This is a genomic window from Pseudomonas cyclaminis (assembly GCF_015163715.1).
Taxonomy (GTDB): domain Bacteria; phylum Pseudomonadota; class Gammaproteobacteria; order Pseudomonadales; family Pseudomonadaceae; genus Aquipseudomonas; species Aquipseudomonas cyclaminis.
Map to the genome: position 1 here is coordinate 1 of NZ_JADDUM010000247.1, position 18,253 is coordinate 18,253.

The 18,253-nt window shown below is 58.2% G+C and carries 12 protein-coding genes, 1 rRNA gene and 2 pseudogenes; 7 read left to right on the forward strand and 8 right to left on the reverse strand.

From position 1 onward, the window contains the following. Positions 1-183: 183 nt before the first annotated feature. Positions 184-299, forward strand: a 5S ribosomal RNA gene (gene rrf / locus IQK56_RS26240). Between the two features lie 84 nt (positions 300-383). Here the strand turns inward: rrf and IQK56_RS26245 are convergent. The 3 genes and pseudogenes from IQK56_RS26245 to IQK56_RS26255 form a co-directional block, all read right to left on the reverse strand. After that, positions 384-2,878: pseudogene (locus tag IQK56_RS26245) on the reverse strand (TonB-dependent siderophore receptor). A gap of 92 nt (positions 2,879-2,970) precedes the next feature. Continuing rightward, complete coding sequence (locus IQK56_RS26250; protein WP_279647227.1) at positions 2,971-3,954, reverse strand: FecR family protein; 984 nt, start codon at positions 3,952-3,954, stop codon at positions 2,971-2,973. Further along, a pseudogene (locus tag IQK56_RS26255) lies at positions 3,938-4,461 on the reverse strand (sigma-70 family RNA polymerase sigma factor). The gene IQK56_RS26250 and the pseudogene IQK56_RS26255 overlap by 17 nt, the downstream one beginning before the upstream one ends. Positions 4,462-4,740: 279 nt before the next feature. On the opposite strand from IQK56_RS26255, the gene IQK56_RS26260 reads away from it, so the two are divergent. Continuing rightward, positions 4,741-6,621: a methyl-accepting chemotaxis protein gene (locus tag IQK56_RS26260; RefSeq protein ID WP_122305246.1), complete on the forward strand. Its 1,881-nt coding sequence runs from the start codon at positions 4,741-4,743 to the stop codon at positions 6,619-6,621. Between the two features lie 37 nt (positions 6,622-6,658). Here IQK56_RS26260 and IQK56_RS26265 read toward each other — a convergent pair whose 3' ends face one another. From IQK56_RS26265 to IQK56_RS26285, 5 genes are all read right to left on the reverse strand, one after another. Next, positions 6,659-7,123, reverse strand: a complete 465-nt coding sequence (locus IQK56_RS26265; protein ID WP_150677212.1) for an SRPBCC family protein — start codon at positions 7,121-7,123, stop codon at positions 6,659-6,661. 19 nt (positions 7,124-7,142) lie between these two features. Continuing rightward, complete coding sequence (locus IQK56_RS26270; RefSeq protein WP_193901879.1) at positions 7,143-10,520, reverse strand: amino acid adenylation domain-containing protein; 3,378 nt, start codon at positions 10,518-10,520, stop codon at positions 7,143-7,145. Beyond that, complete coding sequence (locus IQK56_RS26275) at positions 10,517-11,464, reverse strand: diiron oxygenase (protein WP_193863549.1); 948 nt, start codon at positions 11,462-11,464, stop codon at positions 10,517-10,519. The genes IQK56_RS26270 and IQK56_RS26275 overlap by 4 nt, the downstream gene beginning before the upstream one ends. Continuing rightward, positions 11,461-12,219, reverse strand: a complete 759-nt coding sequence (locus tag IQK56_RS26280; protein WP_193863548.1) for a DUF3050 domain-containing protein — start codon at positions 12,217-12,219, stop codon at positions 11,461-11,463. The genes IQK56_RS26275 and IQK56_RS26280 overlap by 4 nt, the downstream gene beginning before the upstream one ends. A 337-nt stretch (positions 12,220-12,556) precedes the next feature. Beyond that, positions 12,557-13,255, reverse strand: a complete 699-nt coding sequence (locus IQK56_RS26285; RefSeq protein WP_122305251.1) for a GntR family transcriptional regulator — start codon at positions 13,253-13,255, stop codon at positions 12,557-12,559. Positions 13,256-13,521: 266 nt separating this feature from the next. Between IQK56_RS26285 and IQK56_RS26290 the strand changes: the two genes are divergently transcribed. Genes IQK56_RS26290 through IQK56_RS26310 form a run of 5 tightly spaced genes read left to right on the forward strand, consistent with a single transcriptional unit; the run spans position 13,522 to position 18,149 of the window. Continuing rightward, positions 13,522-14,415 (forward strand): TauD/TfdA dioxygenase family protein, encoded by an 894-nt coding sequence (locus IQK56_RS26290; RefSeq protein ID WP_150677216.1) that lies wholly within the window; start codon positions 13,522-13,524, stop codon positions 14,413-14,415. A gap of 14 nt (positions 14,416-14,429) precedes the next feature. Then, entirely contained in the window at positions 14,430-15,455 is a 1,026-nt protein-coding gene (locus tag IQK56_RS26295) for an ABC transporter substrate-binding protein (RefSeq protein WP_193863547.1), read from the forward strand. A 1-nt stretch (position 15,456) separates the two neighbouring features. After that, entirely contained in the window at positions 15,457-16,308 is an 852-nt protein-coding gene (locus IQK56_RS26300) for an ABC transporter ATP-binding protein (RefSeq protein ID WP_193863546.1), read from the forward strand. 11 nt (positions 16,309-16,319) lie between these two features. Beyond that, entirely contained in the window at positions 16,320-17,168 is an 849-nt protein-coding gene (locus tag IQK56_RS26305; RefSeq protein ID WP_099584306.1) for an ABC transporter permease, read from the forward strand. 60 nt (positions 17,169-17,228) lie between these two features. Continuing rightward, positions 17,229-18,149: a LysR family transcriptional regulator gene (locus tag IQK56_RS26310; RefSeq protein WP_122305254.1), complete on the forward strand. Its 921-nt coding sequence runs from the start codon at positions 17,229-17,231 to the stop codon at positions 18,147-18,149. Positions 18,150-18,253: the final 104 nt, after the last annotated feature.

The window sequence follows — 18,253 nt, forward strand, 5'->3', positions numbered from 1 at the left end:
GCTAACCAATACTAATTGCCCGTGAGGTTGACCAGATAACACCCAAGCAATTTGCGTCGAAGGCCAGATTGCGGTGTGTGAAGACGCAATGAACCGAAAGTTCGAACGCTCACAAAACACCGAAAGCTGTCACATACCCAATTTCTGAAGCGAGGCATCAGGTCACGACTCAGTACCGAATTTCTTGACGACCATAGAGCATTGGAACCACCTGATCCCATCCCGAACTCAGTAGTGAAACGATGCATCGCCGATGGTAGTGTGGGGTTTCCCCATGTGAGAGTAGGTCATCGTCAAGATTAAATTCCGAAACCCCTGTCTGTTAAACAGACAGGGGTTTTGTCGTTTTAGAGTCGCTGGTCGGTGTGGTCCGCACTAACGGATCAGAACTGATAACTGACGGTCGCGCTCAAGTTACGTTCCTCTCCTAGATAGCAGAAGTTCAGACTGGCACAGGACGCGACATAAGTTTCATTGGTCAAATTGTTGGCATTCAGCCGCACATCCACGCCCTTCAGACCGACCTTACCCAAGTCATATCCTACCGACGCGTCATACAGCGTATAGGAAGGCACCTTCATCGTATTCTCCGCATCTGCCCAGCTATAACCCACATACCGCACGCCACCTCCAAGCCTCAACCCGTCCAGTGCGCCACTATCAAACTTATAGTCAGCCCAGATCGACGCCATATGACGAGGTGCCTGCGTCGGCGAGTTGCCCTTGTTCTCAATCAGATTGTCTGCAGTGCTCAAAGTACTCACCATCGACTTGGAGTATTCGATATCGGTAAAGGTATAGCTGCCCAAGAGCTTGAGGTTATCGGTTAGCTGCATGTGCGCTTCCAATTCCAGTCCCTGTGAGCGCACAGCGCCGACACCACGATAAAAGTTTTCCTGCGGCAGCTTGGTTGCCAGATTTTCCTGATCGATGCGAAACCACGATGCCGTGAACAAGTTTTCGGTGCCAGGTGGTTGATACTTCAACCCCACTTCCCACTGTGTCCCATCGGTAGGTGCCAGGGGAGTGCCTGCACTGTCGGAATAGGAGTTGGGATTGAACGACTCGGAGTAGCTGACATAGGGTGCCAGGCCACTATCAAACAAGTACAACGCACCTGCGCGCCCAGTAAGTTTAGTGCGCTTATCACTGATCTCAGTACCCGCTGGCCGATTCGTCTCTGCAACTCGGTTTTCGTCAGAGGTCTGTACCCAGTCCTGACGCAACCCCAATGAAAACCGCCATTTATCCATTTCGATCAGGTCTTGCAGATAAACCCCGGTCTGCTCCAGCCGACGCAAATAGCTGGTAGGGCTGTAATAGCTGATAGCGGAGTTGCCATAGGTGGGGTTAAACGCATTGATTGGCTCAAGCGACCCACTCGTCCAATCCACCACTGTTTTACGCCGTTGATAGTCCGCACCTAACAGCGTGGTGTGCTTGGTCGCCCCAGTAAAAAATTCAGCCTGCAACATGTTGTCGATAATGAATGCATGCAGCTTCTCATCACCGCCCGAGTAATAGCGATTCAGCTCATTACTGGTCGGAGTGGTCCAGCCATAGGCGTACACCTGATCCAAATGCACCTTGGAATCCAGGTAGCGAAAGTTCTGCCGTGCGGTTAACACATCATTGAAGCGATGCTCGAACTGATAGCCGAACGACTGCTGGTTTCGCTTGTAGCCGTCAACTCCGGGCTCACCTTCAAAGAAGTGGTTGGAGATTCGCTGCCCATTGCGCTGATGCAGTGTGCCATCCGCTGGCATCCCGCTGTGATAGCCGCCATCAGGATCATGCTGAAGATAGGCCTGTAACGTCAGTGAAGTATCGTCGGTAAAGTCGATGCTCAAAGTTGGCGCCAATGCATAGCGCTTCTCCTTGGCATAGTCGAATTGGGTGTCGGATTTATCCGCCAGCCCTGTCAGTCGATAGGCGATGCGCTTGCCTTCATCCACTGGGCCGCTGAAGTCAAATCCCATCCCCCATTGCCCGTTGCTTCCCACTGTCGCTTGAACCTGGTGATAGGGCTCGAACAGCGGCTTCTTGCTGGTCAGTGCCACCAGGCCGCCGGGCGAGCTGCGCCCATACAGTACCGAGGAAGGCCCCTTGAGAACGTCCACGCGCTCCAGGAAGTACGGATCAACTTGCATCGTGCTATAGGTGCCGCTGTCCCCCATGGACTTCAAACCATCAAGGTAAATGTTATCCACGGAGCCATCATTGAAACCGCGCATCGCCACGTAGTCATACCGATGCGTTGCGCCATAGGGGTTGGTCAGCACGCCAGGTGTGTAACGCATGGCTTGGGCAACGGTCTGGGAGCCTTGGTCATCCATTTGCTCACGTGTCACTACCGAAACCGATTGCGAGGTCTCCAGTAGGGCGGTGCTGGTCTTGGTAGCGATCTGGCTGTGAGTCGCGTTGTAGCCTTCCATGCTCCCAAGAGCATTGCCCAAGGCGAAACCCTTGATGTCGGTGGTCGGTAGAGTCAGCGCGTTGCTTTCCGGTAGCACCTGCAAGACAAAGCTGACACCGTCTTCGGATATTGCCTGCAACCCTGTGCCTTCTAGCAAACGACTAAAACCCTGCTCGGCAGAGTAGTCACCCTTTAGCCCCACCGACTGCGGCCCTGAGTTTGTGCTGGTGTGCTGGACAGAGTGACACCTGCCCGTCGAGAGAACTGATTGAGTACCTCGCTCAGTGGTCCTGCAGGTATCTCGTAGTGTTGATTAACCAGTTCTGCGCGGCCTTCTGCGGCCAAGACAGTGATCGGCACCGTACTGATGCCCAGCGCCGTCGACAGTAATGCTGCGCGTATGGCTTGACCCAATAGCGGGTAGGAAGAGTCGCAAGTATTGCGGGGAAAACACACAGGCATGATCAAGATCCGTAGAGGCCGGTAAGGGCAGATTGATTGGCTTACTGACTAAGCCGGACTCTGGGAAAAAAGCCGCCAAAAAAAATAAAAGATCAGACCCTCCGCTCCAGGCTCACCCACCAGCGGGTGCGATAGCGCACGTGTACCGGCAGTGTGCGCGCAAGTATCGCCAGCAACTTATCGGTGTCCTCCAGGCGGAACACACCCGATAGCCGTAAATCTGCAATATCCATCGAGCAGCCCAAATGGCCAGGGCGATAACGCCCGACTTCTGAAAGGAAATCGGCGAGTCGCATATTTCGAGTCACGATCAGTCCATCCGCCCAGGCAGCAACGTCCATATCCGGTGGAGGAACAAGCATGGCTTCGGTCTGACGCAGGAGGTAACTCTCTCCTGCGTGAACGCGGGTCGAAAGTCCATCAGGTCTGTGAGGTGAGTGAATAGCCACATTGCCGCTGACCACATTCAAGCGTGTGCAGTCGTTGTCCTCGCGAACGGTAAAACGCCCTTCGATGCCTTCGAGCAAGCCATGGCGCGTTTGAACCAACAAGGGGGCAGACAAGGCAGCGCCGCAGGTCACCAGGATTTCCCCACGCATCAGTGTGATCAGACGCTGCTGCGCTTTGAAGTCCAGGTCTACCGCACTGTCGGTGTTGAGTTGCAGGCGAGTGCCCTCGGGCAGTTGCATGCTGCGGCGCTCGCCGGTGGCTGTTGCGAAGTCAGAAGTCCAGCGCTGCCAACCGCTCAGATCCCGGCGTACCCATACCGCCGAGCCCACCAGCAGGGCTCCGGACAATAGCTTCAGTGCCTGCCGCCGCCCAAGGCCCTGAGCACTGTTTTCCAGTGCCCTATGCGTCTCGGGGATCGCGGTCAGCTGGCCATTCAGCTCCTGCTGCAGCGCCTGAACCCGTTGCCAAGCCAGTTCGTGATCATGATGAGCTTCGCGCCAGTACTCACATTGCACGAGCAACTGGGTATTGGCGCTGTTGTTACGCAAGCGCAGCATCCAACTGATAGCCTGCTTGACCACCCTGGGATCTGGCCCGCAGCGTGTGGAGTTATCCATGGGTGCCATAACGCAGGACGTAGCAGTGATAAAGCGCCTCGGCGACATAACGCTCAACTGACCTCAGTGAGATACCCATCTGCTGCGCGATCAAGTTGTACGTTAGCCCATCACACTGAGCCATCAGAAATGCCTTACGCACCTTGGGTTTCAAGCCCTCCAAAAGCCGGGCGATGTCCTCCAGCAACTCCAGCACCAACACTCGCGCCTCAGCACTCGGCGCCAACGCTTCGGGCAGATGGGCGATTGATTCGAGATAGGCCCGTTCGATCTCCTCGCGGCGCCAGTGATCAATGACCAAGCCTCGGGCAATCGTACGCAAAAATGCCCGTGGCGCCTTGAGCTCAAACCGCTCGGTTCTCTGCAACAGGCGCACGAAGGTGTCTTGAGCCAGGTCTGCAGCATCGGCTGCATTACCCAGGCGCTGCGCAGCCAAGTGTTCAGCCAGTTGTGGTGGGTGCTGTAAAGCGCCTGCACAACGCTTTCTTCACACGAGATGTACTCAGAGGGCGGCATGTAAACGAGCTCGGCATACGTCACAAATGATAATTAGTCGCATTGTTTGGTAGGCGGAAAAAATTTGCAACTATGGTCCTTGTACGACAACCACTGGTCGGTTTCCCACTCAAAAAGAAGATCTTTCCCACAATCCCCTAAGTTTTGCTTCGACGTGGCCGAAAGCCTGATAAGCCATGCGTGCACCGAAATAGAGCGGCCTGAGAAGCTGCCGACACCATTACATGGAATGCTCCATTCGGCCCGCTCACCCCCCTTTGGCAAAAAGAAGTCGATGAAATGAATCTCAAATTCAGTCATAAAATTTTGTTGGCCGCGTCAGGCGTTGTGGTTCTGGCCTTCGCGTTATTCACCCTTTACAACGACTATCTGCAGCGCAGCACCATCAAGCAGAACCTGGAGTCGTCTATCCAGCAGTCTGGTGAGCTCACCGCCAGCAGTGTGCAGAACTGGCTCAGCGGTCGCATATTGGTGCTCGAAAGCCTGACGCAAAACGTTGCCCACCAAGGCAGTGGGGCTGACCTCCCGGGGTTGGTCGATCAACCAGCGTTCACTTCGAACTTCCAGTTCACCTATGTTGGCCAAACTAACGGGGTGTTCACCCAGCGCCCGGACGCAAAGATGCCTGACGGTTACGACCCTCGTCAGCGTCCTTGGTACAAGCAAGCTGTGGCTGCCGATAAACCTATGCTCACGCCGCCCTATATGGCCGCAGTGGGTGGGCAGATCGTAACGATCGCCATGCCGGTGAAAAAGAATGGCGAGTTGCTCGGCGTGGTCGGCGGAGACCTTAGCCTGCAAACCCTGGTGAAGATCATCAACTCGGTGGATTTCGGCGGTATCGGCCATGCGTTCCTGGTCAGCGGCGACGGCCAAGTGATCGTCAGCCCTGACGAAGACCAAGTGATGAAAAACCTCAAGGACATCTATCCTGGCACCAGCCTGCGCATCGAGAAACTTAACCAGGAGGTCGTCCTCAAAGGCCAGGATCGCATCCTGTCGTTCACGCCTATCAGCGGCTTGCCCGGTGCTGATTGGTATATCGGTCTGTCGATCGATAAAGACAAAGCCTACGCACCGCTGGGTAAATTCCGTACTTCCGCATTGATTGCCATGCTGATCGCCGTCGTCGCGATTGCCGTGCTCTTGAGCCTGCTGATCCAAGTGCTGCTGCGACCCCTGACCACGATGGGTATTGCCATGCAGGACATTGCCCAAGGCGAGGGCGATCTGACCCGCCGCCTGGCAGTCACCAGCAAAGACGAGTTCGGAGAAGTGGGCAGTGCGTTCAACCGGTTCGTGGAGCGTATTCACGCCTCGATTTCCGAAGTGTCCTCAGCCACACGCCAGGTGCATGACTTGTCCCAGCGTGTGATGGCGTCATCCAATGCTTCGATCATCGGCTCTGACGAGCAGAGCGCACGCACCAACAGCGTGGCCGCAGCCATCAACGAGCTGGGCGCCGCTACCCAGGAAATCGCACGTAACGCCGCCGACGCTTCACAGCACGCCAGTGGTGCCAGCGAGCAGGCCGACGATGGGCGCAAAGTGGTTGAGCAAACCATCCTGGCAATGTCGGAGCTGTCGCAAAAGATCAGCCTGTCCTGCACCCAGATCGAAACTCTGAACGCCAGCACTGACAACATCGGCCACATCCTTGATGTGATCAAAGGTATTTCCCAGCAAACCAACCTGCTGGCATTGAACGCGGCCATCGAAGCGGCCCGTGCCGGTGAAGCAGGACGCGGATTTGCCGTGGTCGCTGATGAGGTGCGTAACCTCGCTCACCGTACCCAGGAGTCGGCTGAAGAGATTCATAAAATGATCACTTCGCTGCAAGTGGGTTCGCGTGAGGCGGTGACCACCATGAATGCCAGTCAGACCTCCAGTGAAGAAAGCGTTCAAGTGGCCAACCAGGCGGGTGAGCGCCTGGTCAGCGTTACGCAGCGAATCGTCGAGATCGACGGCATGAACCAGTCCGTCGCTGCGGCCACCGAGGAACAGACTGCCGTGGTGGAAACCCTCAACGTCGACATCAACCAGATCAACCTGCTGAACCAACAGGGTGTGACCAATCTCAACGAAACCCTGAAGGACTGCGATGCGCTGTCGCAACAAGCCAATCGGTTGAAGCAGTTGGTCGATAGCTTCAAAATTTAATCTGCTGAGTGTGTGGTAGGGGCGAGCGATTTCGCTCCTATCGCTTTGCCAGCAAGCGGCGAACATTCTCCAGGGCGCTGTCGACGAACCCCTGCACAAACTGTTCAAATCCCACCTGCCCCTTGTCTTCGGGCTCGGCAATAATGGTCCAGGTTACCCTGGAGCAGTGCTCTCCAAGTGCTTCCACGTTGATTGCGGCCCACAACCTGGCCACGCCCAGGGTGTTGTAGATCGTGGTCCAGGTCATGCGCATCGCATGCTCATCCCGGCTATTGAGCTGTTCCACCACAAGGTTGCCATCGTGGAAAAACTTCGTGCGCAACGAGCCCACACCGACGCCGGTCATTTCGATATGCGTCAGGGCAGGAATGAACGCATCGAAGCCCCCAAACTGACCCACCGCGTTCCAGAGGTGGCTGGCAGGGCAATCGACCACGACGCAGGCGACGATCGGCGCGCCGTTCGGGTTGCGGATTAACGTATCAGGTTGCAGCGGTTTCATGAGGTTGTCCTGAGGCGTTTCAAAGAAAGCCGATGGCCTTGAGGTAGTTACAGCCTTTGCTCAACAGCACCGAATCTTTTTCGGGGTAGGACTCTCCCATCTGCTGAACACCGTGCCGCGCGTTGTCATGGTGAATCGTCGACGTATCGCCGATGTCCTCATCCAGGCGATCGAGGTAGAACCCAAGTACGCCAAACAGTGCGTTGTCCGGCCCCACCGTTCGTAACGCCTGCTGCCATTGCGCAATGCTCACTCGTTGGAAGGGGTGGCCTGCCTGGCTGAATGCATCCAGGTAGTGCTCCCAACTCAATGGCTGTGGGTTATGCAGGTTGAACACGTTTCTGTCGGCCTGAAAGCGACCGCAGTGGAACGCCATGAAGCGCGCCAGAAAATCCACAGGCATCAAATCGAAGTTCAAATCCAAATGCGGCAGCAAGCCCAGTTGCAGAGACCCCTTGAGCATCAACATCAGGCGGTTTTTTTGCGGCTGGCAGACACCGTTGCGGCTGTTGAAACTGATATTCCCGGGACGATAGATATTCACCCAGGCACCTTGGGCGAGTGCACCTCCCAGCTGCCGCTCGGCAACCCACTTGGACAGGTTGTAGCCGTTCTTGATGTACAGCGGCAACGTGGCCGCCGCAGGCGTTTCCAGCACATGCCCCCGTGAGTCGATGCTGCTGGAGGCCGACAGCGTCGAGACAAAATTGAAGACCTTTTTGCTGCGTGTTTCACATAAACGCAGGCATTCGAATATGGGGTCGACGTTGTCCCTCGCCAGTGAGAGGTAGTCCATTACGTGGTTGACCCGTGCCGCGTTGTGCACCAGTACGCCGAAGTCCTCTGCAAGGGCGTCGTACACCTCACGGGTCAAGCCCAATTGCGGCTGGCTGATATCGGCGGCGAAGACGTGCACCCGGGTCAGGTCCAGGTGTTCCAGGCGGTACTCGCGCAACGCTTCGGTAAACCGTGCCATCGCCGTATTCCCCGGCGCCTCGCGTACCAGGCACGCTACCTTGGTTGCACCGCCGGCCAGTAAGGCTTCGACGATATGGCTGCCGACGAAACTGTTGGCCCCCGTCACGATCACTTTGCGGGGATCCCCCGCACGGTCTTGTGTCAGCGTGTTGATCACCCACTCCCGCTGGGCATCGCGAATCGCCTGAGCAAAGGGAGCATCGGGCCGTTCACCGTTCTCCAGCAGCGTTGCGAGGGTACGGATCGTCGGTACTTCCAGGAAGTGACCTAGCGTGAAACCACGGCCGAATTGCTCGCGAACACGCAGCATCAGCGTCGACAGCAACATTGAATGACCGCCTAGATCGAAGAAGCTGTCATCCATGGACAGCCGATTAACGGGCAAGGCCAGCAACTCACCCCACAGGCTGCTTAATCGCGTTTGAAACGGGGTGCATGCAGTGCAAGGGGAAGCCCGCAAAGGGGGCTCAAACGGTAGCGCCAACAGGGCGTTACGGTCGACTTTTCCATTGCAGGTGTGAGGCATAACCGCCAACTCGGCCCAACCACCGGGCTGCATATAATCCGGCAGCCACTGCCGCCCATGTTGCTGCAGGTCCGCCAACGTGGCACCCGGCTCAGGCTGGGCGACAAAACACCGGATTCTGTTTTCACCATCGATAACCACCGCCACCTGGCGATACAAGCGACTGTTGCGCAGGCATTGCTCAATTTCCTGAGGCTCAATCCGAAAGCCACGGATCTTCACCTGATCGTCGCAGCGCCCACCCAGCACAATGCCCTCGGCGGTCCACTTGGCCAGGTCGCCGCTGCGGTAGGCCCGCAGGTTCCGACCACCAGGCACTGTCAGTTCGACGAAAGCGCTGGCCGCTTGTTGCGGTTCGTTCACATATCCCAGGCTTACCCCAGGGCCGCTGATGTACACCTCGCCCATCACGTGTTCATCCACCGGTTGCAGGTCGGCATCGAGGATCAGCACCTGGCTGTTGGCGATGGGCAGGCCAATGCTGCGGTTGCTGTCGCCGACCTGCATTACCCGATGGGTGACCAACACCGTCGCCTCCGTCGGGCCATAGAGGTTGTGAAACTGACATTGCCCCGCCAGTCGTTCGATCACATGAGGCTCGCACGCATCGCCTCCCGTCAGCAGGTGCGTTAGCCCCAACCAAGCGTCGGGCGGCAGGATGTTGAGCAGGGCCGGTGGCAGAAAGGCGTGGGTGACACAGTGTTTGTGGAGCAATTCAAGCAGTTGGTGAGGGTCGCGCCGTTGCTCTTCGCTCGGTACAACCAACTCGGCACCGGCTATCAAGGCAGGGAAAATATCGATCAGCGACGAATCGAAGCTCAAAGGCGAGAACTGCAGGACGCGGCTCTGCGCGTCCAAACCCATGCAGCGCTTGAACCACGCCGTGAAGTGCGCCAGGTTGTATTGGCTGAGCAGCACGCCCTTGGGCTGCCCGGTGGTGCCTGATGTATAAAGCGCCATGCAGGGGGCATCAGGGTGCGGGCGTTGGTGTATCAACGAGCGTGTGATGTCGGCATCGAGGGGGGCGACACTGCGGACATCCACTGACACAAAGCGCCCCCGCAATGGATGCTGGCCGGCGTCCAGCAATACGCGAGCCCCCGCGCTTTCGAGCATGACGTGATGGCGTTGAGCGGGCTGCTCGGTGCCGAGCGGCACGTACACCGCGCCACAGCCCAGCACTGCGAGAATACTGGCGTATAGCTCAATGGATTTTTCCAGGTACACACCAATCACCGGCGGCGCGTCTGCGGTGTCCAGCAAGGGGAGCAATCGTTGCTGGATCGCCAGGGCATGGCGATGCAATTGACGGTAGGTCACCTGGCTGCCGGCGATGTTCAGCGCCGGGCGTTCGGCGAAGGTGTGAAGGCTGGCCTGCAGCTGTTCGATCACCGATACCCGCGCTTCCTGCATCAACGTGAGGTCTGTCGTACGGTTGAATCGATGAAGAAACGCCAGCGCCTCCAGCGCTCGCAAGTCCTGCTCGGGCCACTCATTGGCTACTGCGGTTGCAGAAAAGTACCCTGGGTCGCGGGCGAAGCCACTGACGTGCAGCGCGACCCATTCGACCAGTGCATTCGTCACCTGCTGGCGCAGCCGATGACCGTTTCCACTGGGCTCGTCGGCGATGTGCAGTACGGCAACTGTCCGCCCGTCGTGCGCATAAGCGCGTACCTGCAACTCGGGCAGTCCGCAGTCGGCGACCGGACCAATGCCCACGCGCAGGCGTATCCACGGGGTTTGGTCAGCGTGGATCGGCGGTGGTTGGCTGCCATCCTCAATCAACAGGTCGAGGGCGTCGTCGCTTGAGATATGCCCGTATTGCTCAAGCATTTGCCGGATATCGTTCAAGGCGCTGCTGGCGCCGCTCCAGCCGATGTTCAGGCGCCTCATGTGGGCCTCCCGGACACTGGCAGGTAGTCGTTCAACGCCTGCGCAACACTGGGAGTTTGCAATAAGCCGCTGTGCTGCAGGAAGTTCATGATATTGCCCATCAACGGGTGATGGCGGCTGATGGGGAACGCCAGTGCCATGACCTCATCGCGCAGTGCATTGCGTACCCTGTCATCGATGTCCAGATGATCAACCAAGTGCAGGTCGAAGTTCTTCTGCAGGTCGTTGGTCAGGTAATGCGCCAGGAACGTCGGCAGCACTTGAGCGATGCTGTCGCGGTCATCGGCACTCGCGGCCTGCCAATAAATACGCACCAGCCGCGTCCAGAATTGCGCGTGGCGACCTTCGTCAAACAAGTGGTCTGCCATCAAGCCGCGAACCGACGCTTTGACACTGTTGTCCTTGGAAAACGCTGCTACATCGTGGGTGACGGTGTTTTCGGCGATGGCCACGCCAATCAACTCCACCGCATCGCTCAGGTGAGCGGGTGCCAGGGCTTGTGCCGCCGGCAGCGCCCGGCTCAACTCGATTTGCCCGGGCAGGTCCAGCGGTTGTATGCCCGTCATGGTCACCGTCTGTTGCAGAAAATCCAGTGCAACCAGCGCGTGATAGTCCTCGTCCACCACAACGGTCATCGCGTCAACGCGACAGGCGAGGGGGAAGGGCAGCGAGAAGCGATTCTTGGCTATGCTGCGGGCAGTTTTATCGACGATTTCAGTCTCGAAGATGACCACGTCATTGATGAACTTGTAAAAGCTTTGCACCAGCACGAAGTCGCGCCACTGCGGGCAATGTTGAACAAAGGCCGTGCTGAGGACCAATGGCTGGCGGCACAGGGGGTAGATCAACTTGTCATCGTTTTCCAGCAGACGGCGGGGGCGTGTGCGAACGGTTGCGCGGCGTTCCCAATCTTCGGCAATGGCGGGGTAATTGGCAGTGTTCATGGGCGTACCCCTTGCAACGAAACCCGCAACTCGTCCCAGAAGTCGATGCGACTTTGCATGGCGGCGAGGGCTGTATCCCTGGCCTGTTGGGCATAAGCCGGATCTGCACTGAGCAGACGTTCGAGCAGTTGCTCCGCCGCCGGGCCATGATCCTGTGTGTCCAGTTCGATGTGGCGCTTGAGATAGCCGCACAAGGTAGGCGCTTGATGCAGGATCGACGCATCCGCTTGCAGGATGCGCTCGAACATCGCGGGGATGACACGCTCGCGGCCGTGAAGAAACGCAGCCGCCACACAGTGCGTGGGCGCGTTTACCGCGACGCATAATGTTGCCCTGACAAAACGGGCCACCCCGGCAGGCGGCGCAACGTCGTGCAAGGCCATATCTGCCGTCGCGCCTTGGCGCAGGAGCGCCACGAAACGGTTGATTGTAGAGGTGCTGGCGCCGACCTCGGCCATGGCTTCCAAGTACAGCTCGAAGTGGCTGCAATGGCCTCCCCGGGGATGGGTGTCCGACTCTTCGCTCAGCACTATTTCATTGATCAGGCGCGCAGCTTGCGGGTCGCAGGGTGGCAGCCAGGGCAAGTGAGTGCAGGTCAGGTCCTGTTGCAGGCGTTTGGTGAGTGTCATGAAGTCCCAAACAGCGAAAACATGGCCTTCCATAAAGTGTTGTAACTTGCGAAGTGAAGTTATTTCTGCAAATAACGGATGGCTGTATAACTGCAGTTTTTTTTGTTCCAGTAACGGTTGATGCATGGTTGATGCCTATAAATTATTGCGTCTGCTGTAGAAACAGCGATGGGCTTTTGTGATTGGCAAAAAGATGAGTAGATGTAAACCAGGCGTGGCCAGGAAGGCCGCCCGCCTGCGTGAGGCGCCGAGTGAGTGGCCTGGTTTATTAATAAAAGATAATAGGCGGGTTAAACAATTTGGCGAGCATACAAATATGTTAGAAGTTTTTCTAAATAATATGTGCTGTCAGTTAGTTGCGTTATTAAAGTCGGAAATTTCTTCAGTACGGGCCTCTGTCCGATGGGCAGTGACCCGCAACTCTTGAGGAGCAAGGCGGGAGAGCGAAGTTCTGCTGAGTGACTTACCTGGCGTCGGCGTCCAGACCATTCAGGTAGGTGGTGATCACTTCCATCCCGCGCATCAAGTGATTGCGTAACGTCAGGATGCTTTCAGCGACGTGCTTGTGCGCCACGAGGTTCAGCAGTTCACGGTGGTCTTCCTGGGATGTCTCCCCCAGCCCCATTGCTTCAAGGTTGAAACGCAGGAAGCGCTCTTCCTCATTCAGCCCGTGCTCTACCAATTTGAGTAGTCGCTGGTTGGGCGCCTTGCCGTACAGGGTCATGTGAAACAGGCGATTGAGGCGACCAATCTCGGCGAAGTCTTTTTCCTGTTCCAGGGCACAGATGAATGTGTCTGCCTCGGCGATATCAGCTTCGGTCAGCAAAGGAATCGACAGGCGCAGCGCTTCAGACTCCAGCAACATACGCAGTTCATAGGTCTCAGCTGAATTGTCTTCGATCAGCGGTGCAACCACGGCGCCTTTGTGGGTGACCACATGCAACAGTGACTGCGCCTCCAGCTGGCGCAAGGCTTCACGCACCGGCATGCGGCTGACCCCGAACAGGCTGGCCAGCTCTTGCTGGCGCATGGCGGTGCCGCAGGGCAATCGGCCGTCGAGGATGGCATTGCGCAGGGTTTCTTCAATTACGGAGCGAGCAAGATGGGCGGGAATAGGCCCGCTGATCTTGATGCTGTTCAAAGGGTTCGGCTTCTGCGTCACGGTTACGCTATCCTCCTTATTGGAAAAGTGGTGGCTAATTGGATCCAATGCACACTAGAGGCTGCCCATAGGCTTGTCAAACGGGCACGGTTTCGGCTTGTAAGCGTTTCAACATGCTGCTCAGACGGCCCACGTCGGGGTCTTGCGGGGTCTTACACGGCATTGGCATGCTGCGACATTCCCGCATATGGATATTCTCTAACGGTATTTAAATTGCCGTTCTTATACCTATAAAGTCACTCTCCTGTCTGACCGGGAGTGAACTCATGTCTGCCACCTCTACTGTTCCAACAGCGATCCCTACCGCCCAAACGTTCGAGATTCGCCCACTGCCCGGCAGCGTCGGCGCCGAAGTTATTGGCCTGGACCTGTCCCGGCCAGTCAATGACCAGGATTTCGCCCGCATCCACCGTGCGCATCTGGATCACCATGTGGTGGTCTTTCGCGACCAACGGATCACTCCCGAACAACAGATTGCCTTCAGCCGTCGCTTTGGCGTGCTGCAGATCCACGTGCTTAAACAGTTCCTGCTGCCCAATCACCCGGAAATCCTGATCGTCTCCAACATCATCGAAAACGGCCAATCCATCGGCCTGGGCGACGCGGGAAAATTCTGGCATTCGGACCTGTCCTATAAAGAACTGCCGAGCCTTGGCTCGATGCTGCATGCCCAGGAACTGCCCTCCGAAGGCGGCGACACCTTATTCGCCGATATGCACAAAGCCTGGGATCAACTGCCCGAGCATCTGCGCAAAGCGGTGGCTGGCCGCAGCGCCGCGCATTCCTACACTGCGCGCTACAGCGAGACCAAATTCGAAGGCAACTGGCGCCCCACGCTCACGCCCGAGCAGTTGGCGCAGGTCGCAGAAGTGGTGCACCCGATTGTGCGCACTCACCCGGAAAACGGTCGCAAGGCGCTGTTCGTCAGTGAAGGCTTCACCACCCGCATCGTCGGCCTGCCCGAAGACGAAAGCCGTGACCTGCTCGCCCAGCTCTACGCCCACAGCGTGTTGGCGCAGAACATCTATCGCCACCAATGGCAGCCCCACGACCTGGTGTTCTGGGACAACCGCTCGTTGATCCATCTCGCTGCCGGTTGCCCGAGCTACCTGCGCCGCAAGCTGTTTCGCACCACCATCCAGGGCGACGCGCCTTTCTGATTCGGAGCATGACCATGTCCAGGAACATTCCATTTGCACGATTGGCCGCCACCGTTGGGCTGGGTATCAGCCTGCTGGCCGGCAGTCTGGTAGCCCCGGCGGTTGCCCAGGCCGAAGGCGAGATCCGCATCGCCGAACAATTCGGCATCGTTTACCTGCTGCTCAACGTAGTGCGCGACCAGAATCTCATCGAGAAATACGGCAAGCAGGAAGGTATCGACATCAAGGTCGACTGGACCCAGCTCTCCGGTGGCGCGGCAGTCAACGATGCGCTGCTATCCGGCTCCATCGACATCGCCGGTGCCGGCGTCGGCCCGCTGCTGACCATCTGGGATCGCACCCACGGCAAGCAGAACGTCAAGGCCGTAGCGTCCCTGGGCAACTTCCCGTACTACCTGGTCAGCAACAATCCCAAGGTCAAGACCATTGCCGACTTCACCGACCAGGACCGCATCGCCGTGCCTGCGGTGGGCGTTTCGGTGCAGTCGCGTTTCCTGCAATACGCCGCCGCCAAGCAGTGGGGCGATAAGGAATTCAATCGCCTCGACAAGTACACCGTCGCCGTCCCGCACCCTGACGCCACCGCCGCTTTGATCGCTGGCGGCACCGAGCTGACCGGGCACTTTTCCAACCCGCCGTTCCAGGATCAGGCCCTGGCCAACCCCAATGTGCACGTGGTGTTGAACACCTATGACCTGCTCGGCCCGAACTCACCGACGGTGTTGTTCGCCACCGAAAAATTCCGCAACGACAACCCGAAAACCTACAAGGCGTTCGTCGAGGCATTGACCGAAGCCGCACAATTGGCCCAGAACGACAAAGGCGCCGCCGCCGATACCTACATCCGCGTGACCAAGGCCAAGATCGACCGCGCCGAGCTGCTCAAGATCATCGACAACCCGCAGTTCGAATTCAGCGTCACGCCGAAAAATACCTACCCGCTGGCGGAATTCCTCTACCGCGTCGGCGCCATCAAAAACAAGCCTGAATCGTGGAAGGACTACTTCTTCCAAGACGCCAAGCCCCTGCAAGGAAGCTGAGATGAACGCGCCCTTGCAAGGCCACACGGCCAGCAACCTGCACACCGCCGAGCCGTTGCTGGCGGTGGATAACGTCAGCCTTGAATACCGCACCCCCGAGCGCGTGGTGCGGGCCACGCACCAGGTCAGTTTCGAGATCGACCCGGCGGACCGCTACGTGCTGCTCGGCCCTTCGGGCTGTGGCAAGTCCACCTTGCTCAAGTCCATCGCCGGGTTTATCAAACCTTGCGAGGGCGAGATTCGTCTGCTGGGGCAAAGGGTCGAGCAACCGGGCCCTGACCGCATCGTGGTGTTCCAGGAATTCGACCAACTGCCGCCGTGGAAAACCGTCAAGCAGAACGTAATGTTCCCGCTGCTGGCGTCCAACACCCTCAAGCGCCGCGAAGCTGAAGAACGCGCCCTGCATTATCTCGACAAAGTCGGCCTGAGTGCCTTCGCCGACGCCTACCCCCACACCCTGTCCGGCGGCATGAAAGCCCGCGTGGCCATCGCCCGTGCCCTGGCCATGCAGCCGAAAATCCTGTTGATGGACGAGCCCTTCGCCGCCCTCGATGCCCTCACCCGGCGCAAGATGCAGGAAGAATTGCTGCTGCTCTGGGAAGAGGTGCGCTTTACCCTGTTGTTCGTCACCCACTCCATCGAAGAAGCGCTGGTGGTGGGCAATCGCATCCTGTTGCTGTCCCCCCATCCGGGGCGTGTACGCGCAGAAATCCACAGCCATCAATACGACCTGCACAGCCTGGGCGGTGTGGACTTCCAGGCGTCGGCGCGGCGGATTCATCGCTTGCTGTTTGATGAAACCAGCGTCGCGGAGCCCGAGTTGGGTTTTGCCGACATCCGCATCGCTTACTAAGAGGGCAACCCATGCGCCAGGAATATGAAGTCACCCTCGAACCGCTGCTCAGTGTCCCCGTGGAGCGCGAGTTGCCCCTGCGCCAACGCCTGTGGCAACAAGGCTGGCTGCGCAAAGGCCTGATCCTGATTGTGCTCGCGATCCTGTGGGAAGCCGTGGCGCGCTACCAGAACAACGACCTGCTGCTGCCGAGCTTTCTGCAGACGTCCGCCGCGTTGTATGACGGCCTGCTCAGCGGCGAATTGCTGAGCAAGGTGAGCATCTCGCTGGTGGTGCTGATCAAGGGTTACCTGATCGGCATTGTGCTGGCGTTTGCCCTGACCACCTTGGCCGTGTCGACCCAATTGGGCCGCGACCTGCTGAGCACCCTGACCTCGATGTTCAACCCGCTGCCGGCCATTGCGTTACTGCCGCTGGCGCTGCTGTGGTTCGGCCTGGGCCAGAACAGCCTGATTTTCGTGCTGGTGCATTCGGTGTTGTGGGCGCTGGCGCTCAACACGTATTCAGGGTTCCTCGGCGTGTCCGAAACCCTGCGCATGGCCGGTCGCAACTATGGTCTGAAGGGCATGCGCTTTGTGCTGTTTATCCTGATTCCGGCCGCGCTGCCGTCGATCCTCGCCGGCCTGAAAATCGGCTGGGCGTTTGCCTGGCGCACGCTGATCGCCGCCGAGTTGGTGTTCGGCGCCACCAGCGGCAAGGGCGGGCTGGGTTGGTACATCTTCCAGAACCGCAACGAGCTGTATACCGACAAGGTGTTTGCCGGGTTAGCGGTGGTGATCCTGATCGGCCTGCTGGTGGAGAACCTGGTGTTTGACACCTTCGAGCGGCTCACCGTGAAGCGTTGGGGCATGCAGCGCTGATCCACCTATCCCTGCTACGATTGCGCCCAGTTCACTCCCCTCTGATCACGAGTGCTTGGCATGCAATTACCGGACATGAACCTGCTGGTCGCCCTCGACGCCTTGCTTGACGAGGGCAGTGTGGTCGGCGCCGCACGGCGGATGAACCTCAGCCCGGCGGCCATGAGCCGCACGCTCACGCGTATTCGCGAAGCGGTGGGCGACCCGATCCTGGTGCGTGCCGGTCGCGGCCTGGTGCCAACGCCCAAGGCATTGCAGTTACAGGGGCAGGTGCGCAACGTGGTGGAGCAGGCCGCGCTGCTGTTTCGCTCGGCGGACCAGGTGGACCTGAGCACCCTGCGCCGTCGCTTCAGTGTGCGCGCCAATGACTTTTTCATCGGCGTGTATGGCGGTCGACTGTTCGACACCATGGAGCGCATGGCGCCACTGTGCGAGCTGTGTTTCGTCCCTGAAGGCGACACCGATGATGAAGCGCTGCGCGAAGGACGGTTGGACTTGCGCGTGAGCAACACCATGCCGGTCACCCCGGAAGTGAAGGTGCAGAACCTGTTTTCCACGACCTTCGTCGGCCTTGCGCGGGAGGACCATCCGTTATTTGACGAAGAGATCACCGCCGCGCGTTTCGCCAGCTATTCCCATATCAGCATTTCGAGGCGTGGCATCGCCCGTGGGCCGATTGATACCGCACTGAATGCCCAGGGCCTGGAGCGGCGCGTGGCGATGATTGCGCCGGGTTTTCATGGTGCGATGTTCATGTTGCCTGACTCCGACTTGATTCTGCCGGTGCCCAAGGAAGCGCTCTACAGCGCCAATCGCCTGAAGCTGCCCCTACGCGCCTTCCCGTTACCGATCTCCTTGCCGACCCTGGTCCTGGCCCAATCCTGGCACCCACGCTTCGACAAAGACCCGGCTCATAAGTGGCTGCGCGAAACCCTGCGCGAAAGTTGCCACGCCACCTGGCTGGAAGCCCAACCCACCTAAACATCAAGCGTACACAGGGCAAATGTGGGAGGGGGCTTGCCCCCGATTGCGTTGGATCAGATAGAAAATCTGTGTCTGGCACACAGCAATCGGGGGTAAACCCC